Consider the following 12,365-nt stretch of genomic DNA (forward strand, 5'->3'; position numbering starts at 1 on the left):
ATCCACCACCGATCTGCCCCCGTGAGAGCGGGCAGGGGGGATCCACCATGAGTTCAGTCGTCGTTCCGGTCGTGGGAGTGGTCGTGCTCCTCGTGCTGCTCGCACTGGTCGTCGTCACCCGCTACAAGGTCGCCGGTCCCAGTGAGGCCTTCCTCATCACCGGCCGGCGCGGCAAGAAGTCCACCGATCCGGCCACCGGACAGGTCTTCACCGACACCAGCGGCCAGAAGGTCGTGGTCGGCGGCGGAGTGTTCGTCGTGCCCTTCGTCCAGCAGCGCTACACCCTCGACCTGTCCAGCCGGCACATTCCGATAGCCGTCCGCGGAGCGGTCACGCTGCGCGGCATCAAGGCGCACCTCGAAGGCGTGGCGATCGTCAAGGTCGGCGGCAACGAGGACGCCATCCGCGCCGCCGCCCAGCGTTTCCTCCAGCAGCAGGAAGGCATCGTCGGCTTCACCCAGGAAGTGCTGTCGGGCGCGCTGCGGGCCATCGTCGGACGGATGTCGGTCGAGGACATCATCCGCGACCGGGCCGCCTTCGCCGGGCAGGTCGCGGAGGAGGCCGAGGCCAGCCTCTCCGGCCAGGGCCTCGTCCTGGACGCCTTCCAGATCCAGGACATCACCACCGAGGGCTCCTACCTGGAGGATCTCGGCCGCCCTGAGGCCGCCCGCGCCAAGCAGGAGGCCGACATCGCCGAGGCCAACGCCCGCCGGGCCGCCGAACAGGCCCGGCTGAAGGCCGAGGAGGAGATCGCGGTCGCGCAGCGCACCCTGTACCTGCGCCAGGCCGAGATCAAGGCCGAGACCGACGCCGCCACGGCCCAGGCGAACGCCGCCGGCCCGCTGGCCGACGCCGACCGGCAGCAGCAGATCCTGGCGGAGCAGGAGAAGGTGGCCGAGCGGCAGGCCGCGCTGACCGACCGACAGCTCGACACCGAGGTCCGCAAGCCCGCCGACGCCCGCCGCTACCAGGCGGAGCAGGAGGCCGAGGCGCTGCGGGTGGCCCGGGTGAAGCAGGCCGAGGCCGAGCGCCTCGCCGCCATCGCCGCCGCCCAGGCGGAGGCCGAGCGGGCCCGCCTGACCGGTGAGGGCGAGAAGCAGCGCCGCTCGGCCCTCGCCGAGGCCGAGGCCATCGAGGGCGCCAGGCGCGGTGAGGCCGAACGCGCCCGCCGGGCGGCCATCGCCGACGCGGTACGCCTGGAGGGCGACGCGGAAGCGGCTGCGATCGCCGCCAAGGGGGCGGCCGAGGCCGAGGCGATGCAGAAGAAGGCCGACGCCTTCGAGAGCTACGGCGATGCGGCGATGGTCCAGATGCTGGTCGAGGTGCTCCCGCAGGTCGTGGCCAAGGCGGCCGAACCGCTCGGCGCCATCGACCGGATGACCGTCATCTCCACCGACGGCGCGAACAAACTGTCCCGCACCGTCGCCGAGAACGTCGCCCAGGGCATGGAGCTGCTCGGTTCCACCACGGGCGTCGACCTCGCCGGGCTCCTCAAGAACCTCACCGCGACCGGCCCCGCCCCGGCCGTGACCGCGCCCGAGCCGGCGAAGACCCCCGGGCCCGCCCCGGCCAACGGCAGGATCGCGATCACCGACTGACGTCCGGTGCCGTCCCGTCCGGGGCGGCCTCCGATCACATTTCCGGTCAGGTGGCGCACCCTCGAGCAATCAAACCTACCCACTCCGTTAACATGTCCGGTCTGACAATGTTCACGTTGGACCACGATAAGCGGCCGGAAATTGACATCTTCGATATCGCGGGTTCTTTCTCGAATAGGCGACGGCGCCAGGTCCGCCGCGCGGCCCCGACCACGGGTCGTGCTCTGGGCCGCGGTGGGTGTGATCGGCCTCGGATTCCTCGTCGCACTGGAGCTGGCCGCGCGTCAGTACGGCGTGCCCGGTCCGATCACCGTCCAGACCCGAGAAGTGATCTTCGCCCCCCAGTCGGGGACGGTGCTGTACGCCAGCATGGCGTTGATGATGGTGGTGCTCACCTGGCGGCAGCGCTTCATCGGACTCGCCGCCGCGATCGGCATCGACCTCGTCTTCTGGCTCGTGAGGTGGGTGGTCGGCGCCCAGATGATGTTCGGCAACGGCGCGTTGCTGGTGACCCTGTCCTGGGCCGTCATCGCCGTCACCCGCCGCACCGGCCGGGAACGCCTCCTGCTGCTGAAGGGCGTCGGACTGGCCCTGCTGCTGGTGGCCGGCCGCAAGACCGGCTACACCTGGCTGCTGATCACCTCGAAGTCCCGCCCGATGGTGCTCGACCAGTACGTGGCGACCGCCGATCACGCGCTGGGCAACCCGTCCTGGGTGGCGGGCCGGATCGTCGAGGCCACCGGCACGGTCGGCTTCCGCGTCCTCGAGTTCGTCTACATCCAGCTCGCGGTCGCCGCGGTCGCCGTCGCGCTCTACCAGCTGCGGCACGTGGCGGCCCTGCGCCGCTTCCCGAGCCACCATCTGGTACGCACCTTCCTGGTCATCGGCCTGCTCGGGCCGGGCATCTACATGATCTTCCCGGTGGTCGGGCCGATCTTCGCCTACGGCGCCGACGGCGCGCACTGGGCGGTGGCCGACCTGTGGCCGAACACCCCGCCGCCCCTCGGCACCCCCGGCCCGATGCCCTTCGACGAGTTCACCCCGCGCAACTGCATGCCCAGCCTGCACACGGCGTGGGCCACCGCGATCTTCATCCATTCCCGTAAGGCCCCGCGGGCGCTGCGCTACGCGGGCACGTTCTGGCTGATCGCCACGCTCGGCGCCACCCTGGGCTTCGGCTACCACTACGGCGCGGACATCATCGCCGGCGTGGTGTTCACGGTCACGATCGAGACGGCACTGCGCTCGCTCGCCCGCGGCTGGGACCGGCCCGGCATCCTGCTGACCGTCCACGGCACCGCGGTGTTCGTCGCGTACCTCGCCTCGTACCGCTTCCTGTCGACCCAGCTGGCCGCCTACCCGTGGGTGTTCGGGCCGCTGCTGATCCTCGCGATGGGCTCGGTGGTCTACGGCTACGTACGCATCACCAGGACGTGGGAACGGGCGGACGCGGCAGCAGCCGCGGCGGCGGCGCGAGTGCCGGAACAGCGACGCGAACCGCAGCCCGAACTGGTGTGAGTGCGCGCGACGGCGCGGCCGGCCGGCCCCGCCGTCGCCCCGGGCGAAATCCGGTGGGGCTGGTGATCGGCGCCGGGTAGGGTCGGCCCGTCGTGACGGACACGGGGACGGGCAGGTCGGGCATGGAGCAGGCGAAGGCGTCGGCGGAGCTGCTGGACCTCGTGGGGGAGCGGGTCCGGCTGGAGCCGCTGGAGCTGCGGCACCACGACGGGCTGTGCGCGGCGGTGCGCGACGGCAGCCTGTGGGAGCTCGCCGTCACGGCCGTCCCCCACCCGGACGACGTCCGCGGCTTCATCGAGGAAGCGATGGCGGCCCGTGCCGAGGGCACGCAGATCCCGTACGCGACGGTGGACGCGGCGACGGGGCAGGTCCTCGGCTCCACCCGGCTGATGATGATCAACACCGCGCAGCGGCGGCTGGAGATCGGCTGGACCTTCCTCGCGGAGTCCCGTCAGCGGACCGGTGTGAACACCGAGGCGAAGCTGCTGATGCTGACGCATGCCTTCGAGGTGCTGGGGATGAACCGGGTCGAACTGCTGACGGACGTACGCAATGCGAAGTCACGGGCGGCGATCGCCGGGCTGGGCGCGACGCACGAGGGCGTGCTGCGGCACCACATGGTCATGCGGGACGGTTGGATCCGCGATACGGCGGTGTACGGCATCATCCGGCCGGAATGGCCGGCGGCGAAGCGCGCACTGGAGGCGCGCACGGCGGGCCGCCCCGCATCACGCGCCGGGGAGTGAGCGCCGGGACGTGAGCGCCGGGGCCCGAGCGCGGAGGAGTGAGCGCCGGGACCGGAGCGCGTGGACCCGAGCGCCACGACGTCCGTCCCGGTCCGGCCCTCAGGGTGCGTCCGCCGGTGTCTTCGCCGGGGGTTCGGCGCGGATCCCCGAGATGACCACCGTGATCAGGCAGAACGCGATGACCGTCTCCGCCCAGAGGAAGGCGATGTAGTCGAGCAGGCAGCCGATGGGCGGGGAGCCCGGAGCCGTGTTGCGGAAGGCGGCCAGCGCGAAGAGGGTCGCGGCCATCCAGCCGAGGGCGGGCCAGGTCAGGCCCTTGCGCCGGGTGACCAGGTACCAGCCGCCGATCAGGACCGAGACGGCGAGCGCCCACATGGCCAGCATCATGAAGATCGCGAAGATGAACACGCTGGTGGACCGGGCCAGCCCGATGTCGAGGACCGCGACCTCCTGCACCGTGGAGGCGTCGACCGTCGCCGAGAACAGGACGTCGTTGTTGGAGAGCGTCACGCGGACCGGGACCTTCTCGCCGCCCATCACCGCACCGAACTCGACGTCCGCCCCGTAGGCGTCGAACGGGTAGTCCGTGATCGAGCCGCCCGTCAGGGCCACGGGCACGTCCGTCGTGGAGATCCGCTGGTGGGCCTTGAAGGTGAGGTCGCCCCGGGTCGCCGTCGAGGTCTGGACGGTGAGGTCCTCGGTGGGGGAGACCCCGTCGGCCTCGGCCAGGGCGCCCCGGGGAGTGACCAGGACGCGCAGCGTCATCTCGCGGCCCGCGGCGTCGACGCGCTGGATCGTGGCGTCGACGTCGACGCGGTCCCGGTCGGCGCGGCCGGCCGTGTACACCGTGTCCAGCGCCTGGCGTTCCCCGAACTGGAGCCACGCCCCCACGGTGACCGCCGCGACGATGGCGATCAGGAGCAGGCCCGGCAGCAGCGGGACGCGGCGCGCGGGTCGTGCGGGGCGGTGGGAGTTGGACACGGCGTCTCCGGTGGTGCGGGCGGCGGTGAGGGTGCGGGGCCGGATCAGGCGGCGGGCTTGCCGGGCTGGTCGTGGGTCGAGCAGTGGATGCCGCCGCCGCCCGAGGCGATGGTGTCGATCTTCACCATGACGACGTCCCGCTTGGGGAAGTGCTCCCGCAGGATGCCGCGGGCGCGGTCGTCCGCCTTGCGGTCGCCGAACTGGGGCATGAACACCGAGTCGTTGGCGACGTAGAAGTTGGCGTAGGTGGAGACGAAGTCGTCACCCTCGCCCGTGATCCGGTTCAGGTCGGGCTGCGGCAGGTCGATGACCTCGAAACGGCGGCCGCGGGCGTCCGTCGCCTTCGACAGGACGGACTTGGCCTGGTCGGCGGAGCGGGACCAGGAGTCCGGCGGGGTGCCCGGGTGGGCGCGGTCCAGCAGGACCACGCCGGGGGCGGTGAAGCGTACGAGGCTGTCCACGTGCGCGTCGGTGATGTCCTCGCCGCGCACGCCGGCCAGCCAGATGACCTTCTGGACGCCCAGGGTCTGCTTGAGCTCGGCCTCGATGGTGTCCCGCGACTTCCCCTTGTTGCGGTTGTCGTTGACGATGGAGCTCTCGGTGACCATCAGGGTGCCCTCGCCGTCGGTCTCGAAGGAGCCGCCTTCGGCGACGAGCGGGGCCTGGACCCGGGGGATCCCGTACTTCTGCAGCAGCAGGCGCCCGACCTGGGCGTCGTTCGTGTGCTCCTGCTTGTTGCCCCAGCCGTTGAAGTTGAAGTCGACGCCGACGACCTTGGCGCCCTCCTCGACGAACACGGGGACGGTGTCGCGGGCCCACAGGTCGTCGACGGCGAGGGGAATGACCTCGACCTGGGAGCCGACGGCCTTCTGGGCCGCGTCCATCTGGTCGGGCCGGGCCATCATGATCACTTCTTCGTAGTCGCCGACGGCCCGGGCGATCCGCGCGATGTCCTCGCGTACGTAGGGCAGGTCCCGCTCCCAGACCGAGGCGAGGGCGGGCCAGGACATGAAGGTGCGGGTGTGGCTCTCCCACTCGGCGCCGAACCGGCGCTTTCCGTCCGGGGCGGGCTGGGAGGAGCCGGCGGCGCCGGGCCGCGTACCGGATTCGGCGGGCCCGCAGGCCGCCGCGCCGAAGACGGCGGCGCCGATCCCGGCGAAGGTGCGGAGGACGGAGCGGCGGGTGGGGGGAGTGAACGACACGGGGGGACTCCGATCGTGTGCTGGCGGAGCGAGGGGCGTCCGGCCAGGGCGGGCACGGGAGGCGTGGCACAGGCCGGCGGCCGGGCCCTATCCAAAGGGTGCACGCTTTGCACCGAGAACGTCCGGTACGCACGGGAATATGGTGCGGCCGGATGTCGTCCACTGTTGCACTGACTGGAATTTCAGTCAATTTACGTGGTGAGGGAACCGAGCCTGCCGATCTCGACTCCGATTGCCCCGCGCATCAGGTCACGGGCGTGCGCCACGGGCAGCAGGCCGCTCAGCCAGCGGCCGCTCAGGCCCTCCAGGAGGGCGGTCAGCCGCTCGGCGGCGGCGCCGACGGCGGAGCCCGGCGCCGACGGGCACGCGGCGGCCAGCAGGCCGGCGACCTCCTCCACCCAGGCCGCGCCGGCCGCGGTGAGCTCCTCGCGCAGCTCCGGGTCGAAGATCGTGTGGGCCCGCAGCTCCCCCCAGGCCGTACTGTTCTCGCGCACCTCGGGCAGGTCCTGGAACTCGAGCAGCAGGATCCGCTCCAGGAGCCGGCGCGGGTCCCCGGCCAGGGGGGCGGCGTCCGCCTCCTCGGCGGCGCCCGTGTAGCGGTCGGCCCGGTCGCCGATGAAGGCCAGGGCGTGCCGCAGGATGCCCGTCCGGTCCTTGAAGTGGTAGTAGATCAAGGCGGTCGACACGCCGGCCTCGGCGGCCAGGTCGGTCACCCGCAGTCCGCGGACCCCGCGGCGCGCGATGACCCGGGCGGCGCCCTCCAGGATGGCCCTTCTTCGATCCGACACCGGTCGATCCTCCCTTCTGGCGGTGTGCGTCTCGCATTGTCACACATTGACTGAAACTTTAGTTAGCGGCACGATGCGCCCCAGGTCATTGCCGCATCGTTGAAAGAGCCACCGCATGTTCGCTCAGACTCCCGGCGTACAGTCCGCCCTCACGGCCCTGTCCGCCGACGACCCCCACGAGATCGGTGGCTACCGCCTCCACGCCCGGCTCGGCTCCGGCGGCATGGGGGTGGTCTACCTGGCGTACACGCCGGGTGGCCGGCCCATCGCGCTGAAGGCGGTGCGGCGGGAGTTCGCCGCGGATCCGGAGTTCCGCGAGCGCTTCGCCCAGGAGGTGGCGAGCGCCCGCCGGATCCACGGCCTGTTCACGGCTCAGGTGGTCGACTCGGGCGAGGACGACCACACCCCGTGGCTGGCCACGGCCTACGTACCCGGCCCCTCGCTGCACCAGGTCGTGCAGCGGCACGGGCCGCTGCCGGTGCGCACGGTGCTGCTGCTCGTCGCCGGCATCGCCGAGGCCCTCCAGGAGATCCACCGGGTGGGCGTCGTCCACCGGGACCTCAAACCGGCGAACGTGCTCGTGGCGGGGGACGGGCCGCGGGTGATCGACTTCGGCATCGCGCGCGCCGCCGACGCCGCCGCCCTGACCGGCGTCGGCCTGCGGATCGGCACCGCCGCCTTCATGGCGCCGGAGCAGGCGCTGGGCCATCCGGTGACGCCGGCGACCGACGTGTTCGCGCTCGGGGCGCTCGCCGGGTTCGTGGCGGGCGGGGTCCCGCCCTTCGGGAACGGGCCGGAGTCCGGCGCCCTGTACCGGGTGGTCCACGAGCACCCGGACCTCGGCCGGATCCCCCCTGAGCTGCACGGCCTGCTGTCGTGGTGCCTGGCCAAGTCCGCGCAGGACCGTCCCACGACCGCCGATCTGATCGCCGCCGTCCATGCGCACCCGCTCGTGGGCCCGCGGCCGGAGTTCACCGACGGCTGGCTGCCCCGGCCGGTGCTGGAGGAGGTCGGGGGCCGGGCCGGCGCCGACGACCCGGGCGCGGCGCCCGCGGCGCCCGCGGGGTCCGCCGGGTCCGCCGGGTCCGCCGGGTCCGGCCGGCCGGGGCCGCCCGTTCCGGAGCACCTCCAGGCGACCAGGGCGGCGGCCGCGTACCCCGCCCCCGGGCCGGGCGGGACGATGCCGTACGCCCCGGGGGCGGGCCCGGCGGCCCCCGTGACTCCGTCGGCCCCCATGGCCCCGGCTGCCCCCGTGGGCCCGGCTGCACCCGTGGCCCCCGCGACCCCCGTCGCCCCCGTCGCCCCCGTGATCCCGGCCCGGCGTGACCGGCGGCGCGACCGGAGCCGGCTGCCCGTGGTCGCCCTGGCCGCCGCGGCCCTGCTGGCCTGCGGCGGCGGCGCCTACTGGTTCGGCTTCCCCCCGGAGGAGGGCGAAGCCCCCGCCGCGGAGCCCGCTGCCGCCCCGCCCCGGCCGACGGCCTCGGCGTACGTGCCCGGATATGCGCAGGCCGAGCTCACCGCGCCGGATTCCGGTTACGAGTTCGACCTGCGCGCCGGAAAAGTGGTCCCCGTCGAGACGGCCGCCTGGTACCTCGCACGCGGCTCCGACGCCTTTCTCCTCTCCGAGGAGTCGGACGCCTTCGTCGCGGACGGAAGCGGAGAGCTGACCCCGGACGACTGCGCGCGGGGCATCGAGACCCGGCCCGTGACGACCCTGCCCTTCAAGGCGCTCGCCAAGGAGCGCCCCTTCTGCGTACGAAGCCCTGACCAGCGGGAAGTCGCGATCGTACGGCTCGTGGAGGCTACCCCCGCAGGGTCCGTGACGATCGCCGTGGACCACTTCCGCAAGGCCTGATGCCCGGAAGCGGAACCGGGCCCGCGCGGCGCGCCGACACGCGGCGAAGGTTGACTGAATTTTCAGTTAGGGCGAGGATGCCGTCCATCCCGCCCCTCCTCATCAGGGAGTCACCATGGATATGAACCCCCGCACCTCTCGCCGGCGAGTGCTCCAGTTCGGCGCGGCGGCCGTGCCGCTCGCGGCCCTCGGCTCCGCCCTCCCGTCGCTGGTGCAGACGGCCTCGGCCGCCCAGAACGGCACCGGCACGCTCCGCATGCCCGCCGAGACCGACCGGCACGTCCGGACGTACATGGCCTGGCCTGCCCTCTCCTCGGTGTGGGGCAGCGGCCTCTCGGCGGTGCGCAGGGACATCGCCGAGGTGGCCCACACGATCTCGCGCTACGAGCCGGTCGTGGTGCTGGCGCGCCCCGGCCAGGTCGCCGAGGCCCGCTACCAGTGCGGACTGGGCGCCTACTACGGCATCCAGGTCATCGACATACCCAACGACGACCTCTGGATCCGCGACTTCGGCCCCACCTTCGTCGTCGCCCCGGGTGCCGTCGCCGGTGTGGACACCAACTTCAACGGCTGGGGCAAGGCCGGTACGAAGTACGCGCAGCCCTTCGCCAACGACGCGGCGGCGGCCCGCACGCTCCTCGCCGAGTACGAAGTGAACCGGATCCGGGCCGGCTTCGTCGGCGAGGGCGGCTCGCTGGAGACCGACGGCGAGGGAACCCTGCTGGCCACGGTCAGTTCGATGGTGAACGCCAACCGGAACCCGGGCATGAGCCAGGCCCAGGTCGAGTAGGCCATGAAGACGGCGCTGGGCATCGACAAGGTGATCTGGGTGCCCGGCCTCGCCGGCGAGGACATCACCGACTGCCACATCGACTGCCTGGCCCGCTTCGTCGGTCCCGGCCGCGTCATCCTCGACAAGCCCGGCCCCGTCGCGGACAAGAAGTGGGTGGCCGTCTACGAGGAGACCAAGCGGGCCCTGCAGAGCGCCACCGACGCCCGGGGCCGCCGCCTGTCCATCACGGAGCTGCCCGGCCCGGACCGGCGCGAGATCAGCGGCCGGGGCGACGAGTTCCTGTCCAGCTACACCAACTACTACACGGCGAACGGCGCGGTGATCGCGCCGCGGTTCGGCGACGGTTACGCCGACGGCGTCGCCTACGCCATCCTCCAGGCCGCCTACCCGGGTCATCGCGTCGAGCAGCTCCTGATCGACGGCATCGCCTCCGGTGGCGGCGGCATCCACTGCGCCACCCAGTCCCACCCGGCCGCGCCGCCGGTGCTCTGATGGCCGGGCCGCCCCGGCCGGCGCGGACGCCGCCGCCCGCCGGGGCGGCCCGCGCGCCCTCCGGTACAGCCGGTCACGGGCCGCGTACGTACGCACCCGATCATCCCGGTAAGGTGCGGAGCATGTCGTCTCGTAGTACTCAGATCCTCGAAGCTGCCGCCCGGGTGATCGCCCGCCGCGGTGTACGCGGGCTGCGCGTGGAGGAGCTCGCGGCCGAGGCCGGCGTTTCCACCGCCCTGATCTACTACCACTTCAAGGACCGTACGGGCGTCCTGCGCCAGACGCTGGAGTTCATCAACGACCGCGCCGAGCGCTACACCACCGAACGCGATCCGGACGATCCGCCGCTGACCCCGCGCGAAGAGCTGGAGGAGACCCTCCTGCTGGAACTCCAGGACACCGTGGAGGTACGGGAGAACAGCTCGGCCTGGGGCGAACTGCGGGCGAGCGCCGTCTTCGACGAGGTCCTGCGCGAGGACCTGGCGCGGGCGACCCTGGTGTGGGTCCAGGAAGTGGCCGCCCTGCTGGGCCAGGTCCGGCCGATGGTGCCGGCCTCCGCGCTGGCCGGGGCCGCCGAGCGGCTCACCGCCCTGCTGGAGGGGCTGAGCATGCGCTGGCTGAGCGGCGGCATCAGGATCGACCACGCCCGCGAGCTGATGCGGGGCGCCATCGACGCCGAGCTCGCGGGGCTCGGGCAGCACTGACGCCCGCCGGCCGGGGGCTGTTCCGCGCCCCCGCGTCTTTCGCTTGCCTCCTGCGGTACTCCTGCTCGCCTGCTGTTCGTTTCCCGTGGTTCCTTGCGGGCCGGGGGCCGTTCAGACTCTTGACTGAATTTTCAGTCAATGCCAGAGTGGGGATTCCGAGCAGGGTGGGCTGAACCTCCCGCCCCTTCGGACCGCCGGTCGGCCCGCATTCCTCGGCGTACCCCTTGAGGTGCCCCCGGCGCACCACCGGCCTCCGGTCGCCGTCTCGCGCATCACGCATCCGGACGGCGGCGCCCCGGCCCCGGCCGTATCCCCGCCCGGCCTTCCGGAGGAAGGAGCGATCATGACGATATCGGGTCGAGAGGTGCGGCCGACGGCGCCCGCCTCGCCGATGCCGGCGTGAACGCCCGGACCGGGCCGGTCGGGCTCGACGGCGAGCCGGGCTCCTGTGTCGCGGCCGGCCCGGCCCGGCCCGGCCGGCCTCCCTGAGCCGCCCCTCTTCCGCTGGTCGCTCCTTCCGGCCCTCCCGCACTCCCGCACTCCCGTGCTCCCACACTTCCGCACTCCCTGCCTTCCGTACGACTTCGCTCTTGACTGAATTTTCAGTCGAGTGGAAGACTCCACCCACGCAAGAAATGAGACATCCGATGACCGATTTCCGTATGCCCGCCGAGTGGTCCCCGCACGACGGCTGTCTGATGGCCTGGCCCACCCGCGAGGACCTGTGGGGCAGCGTGCTCGCCGACGTGAAGGAGGAGTACGCGAACGTCGCCCGCGCCATCGCCGCGTTCGAGCCCGTCACGATGGTCGCCCCGCCCGGCTTCGCCGAGGACGCCCGCACCCTGTGCGGCGACGGCGTCACCGTCATCGAGCTGCCGCTCGACGACTCCTGGTTCCGCGACTCCGCCCCGCTCTTCGTCCTCGACGGCGACGGCAACCGCGCCGGAGTGGACTTCCGCTTCAACGCCTGGGGCCGCAAGCACCACCCGTTCGACGCCGACGACCGGATCAGCGGCCTGCTGCTGGATCACCTCGGGATCGACCGCATCCCCTCCGGCATGATCCTCGAGGGCGGGGCCGTCACCGTCGACGGCGAAGGCACCCTGATCACCACCGAGCAGTGCCTCCTGCACCCGAACCGCAACCCCGGCATGACCCGCGACCAGATCGAGGCCGAGCTCAAGGCCCGGCTCGGCGTCACCAAGGTCATCTGGCTCCCGTACGGCGGGCTGCTCGACACCGAGACCGACGGGCACGTCGACGGCGTCTGCGCCTTCGCCGCCCCGGGCACGGTCGTCGTCTCCCTGCCCTCCGACCCGGACCACCCCGACCACGCCCGCATGCGCGCCAACCGCGCCGTGCTGGAGGCAACCACCGACGCCCGCGGCAGCCGCCTGGAGATCATCGAGGTGCCGCAGACCGCCTTCGCCGACCTGGCCGACGGCGAGATCGAGGTGTCGTACCTCAACTACTACGTCGCCAACGGCGGCGTCGTCGTCCCGGTGGCGGGCGTGCCCCAGGACGAGGAGGCCCTCGCCGTGATCGCCACGGCCTACCCGGGCCGCAAGGTCGTCGGGGTACGGGCGCTCGCCATCGCGTTCGGCGGCGGCGGAGTCCACTGCATCACCCAGCAGATCCCCGCGGTGCGGACCACCGTCTGACCCGGGAAACCGCCCGCTCCTCCCCCC

General features: G+C 72.5%; 9 protein-coding genes and 1 pseudogene. 7 read left to right on the forward strand and 3 right to left on the reverse strand.

Going from position 1 to position 12,365, the window contains the following annotated elements:
* The first annotated feature begins 47 nt into the window (after nucleotides 1–47).
* From ACXNSR_RS32130 to ACXNSR_RS32140, 3 genes are all read left to right on the forward strand, one after another.
* Nucleotides 48–1,598, forward strand: coding sequence for an SPFH domain-containing protein (locus ACXNSR_RS32130; protein ID WP_458638853.1), 1,551 nt, complete (start codon nucleotides 48–50; stop codon nucleotides 1,596–1,598).
* 219 nt (nucleotides 1,599–1,817) lie between these two features.
* The gene (locus tag ACXNSR_RS32135; protein ID WP_458638854.1) at nucleotides 1,818–3,116 is read left to right on the forward strand and encodes a DUF5933 domain-containing protein; all 1,299 of its coding nucleotides are present in this window, start codon (nucleotides 1,818–1,820) and stop codon (nucleotides 3,114–3,116) included.
* Nucleotides 3,117–3,208: 92 nt separating this feature from the next.
* Nucleotides 3,209–3,862, forward strand: a complete 654-nt coding sequence (locus ACXNSR_RS32140; protein ID WP_458638855.1) for a GNAT family N-acetyltransferase — start codon at nucleotides 3,209–3,211, stop codon at nucleotides 3,860–3,862.
* Between the two features lie 99 nt (nucleotides 3,863–3,961).
* On the opposite strand, the gene ACXNSR_RS32145 is transcribed toward ACXNSR_RS32140, so the two are convergent.
* The 3 genes from ACXNSR_RS32145 to ACXNSR_RS32155 all read right to left on the reverse strand — a co-directional run bounded on the left by ACXNSR_RS32145 (nucleotide 3,962) and on the right by ACXNSR_RS32155 (nucleotide 6,833).
* The gene (locus tag ACXNSR_RS32145) at nucleotides 3,962–4,843 is read right to left on the reverse strand and encodes a DUF4436 domain-containing protein (protein WP_458638856.1); all 882 of its coding nucleotides are present in this window, start codon (nucleotides 4,841–4,843) and stop codon (nucleotides 3,962–3,964) included.
* 44 nt (nucleotides 4,844–4,887) lie between these two features.
* Complete coding sequence (locus tag ACXNSR_RS32150; protein WP_458638857.1) at nucleotides 4,888–6,045, reverse strand: agmatine deiminase family protein; 1,158 nt, start codon at nucleotides 6,043–6,045, stop codon at nucleotides 4,888–4,890.
* 191 nt (nucleotides 6,046–6,236) lie between these two features.
* Nucleotides 6,237–6,833, reverse strand: a complete 597-nt coding sequence (locus ACXNSR_RS32155; protein ID WP_458638858.1) for a TetR/AcrR family transcriptional regulator — start codon at nucleotides 6,831–6,833, stop codon at nucleotides 6,237–6,239.
* Between the two features lie 115 nt (nucleotides 6,834–6,948).
* On the opposite strand from ACXNSR_RS32155, the gene ACXNSR_RS32160 reads away from it, so the two are divergent.
* From ACXNSR_RS32160 to ACXNSR_RS32175, 4 genes and pseudogenes are all read left to right on the forward strand, one after another.
* Entirely contained in the window at nucleotides 6,949–8,688 is a 1,740-nt protein-coding gene (locus ACXNSR_RS32160) for a serine/threonine-protein kinase (RefSeq protein ID WP_458638859.1), read from the forward strand.
* A 256-nt stretch (nucleotides 8,689–8,944) separates the two neighbouring features.
* A pseudogene (locus ACXNSR_RS32165) lies at nucleotides 8,945–9,973 on the forward strand (agmatine deiminase family protein).
* Nucleotides 9,974–10,095: 122 nt separating this feature from the next.
* Nucleotides 10,096–10,677 (forward strand): TetR/AcrR family transcriptional regulator, encoded by a 582-nt coding sequence (locus ACXNSR_RS32170; protein WP_458638860.1) that lies wholly within the window; start codon nucleotides 10,096–10,098, stop codon nucleotides 10,675–10,677.
* Nucleotides 10,678–11,324: 647 nt separating this feature from the next.
* Nucleotides 11,325–12,338 (forward strand): agmatine deiminase family protein, encoded by a 1,014-nt coding sequence (locus ACXNSR_RS32175; RefSeq protein ID WP_458638861.1) that lies wholly within the window; start codon nucleotides 11,325–11,327, stop codon nucleotides 12,336–12,338.
* The last annotated feature ends 27 nt before the right edge of the window (nucleotides 12,339–12,365 follow it).

The organism is Streptomyces sp. NC-S4, assembly GCF_054353315.1.

What these genes read in the sequence shown, in the direction of transcription:
- ACXNSR_RS32130 (WP_458638853.1), top strand. Translation starts at nt 48, where the DNA reads ATGAGTTCAGTCGTCGTTCCGGTCGTGGGAGTGGTCGTGCTCCTCGTG.
- ACXNSR_RS32160 (WP_458638859.1), top strand. Translation starts at nt 6,949, where the DNA reads ATGTTCGCTCAGACTCCCGGCGTACAGTCCGCCCTCACGGCCCTGTCC.
- ACXNSR_RS32170 (WP_458638860.1), top strand. Translation starts at nt 10,096, where the DNA reads ATGTCGTCTCGTAGTACTCAGATCCTCGAAGCTGCCGCCCGGGTGATC.
- ACXNSR_RS32175 (WP_458638861.1), top strand. Translation starts at nt 11,325, where the DNA reads ATGACCGATTTCCGTATGCCCGCCGAGTGGTCCCCGCACGACGGCTGT.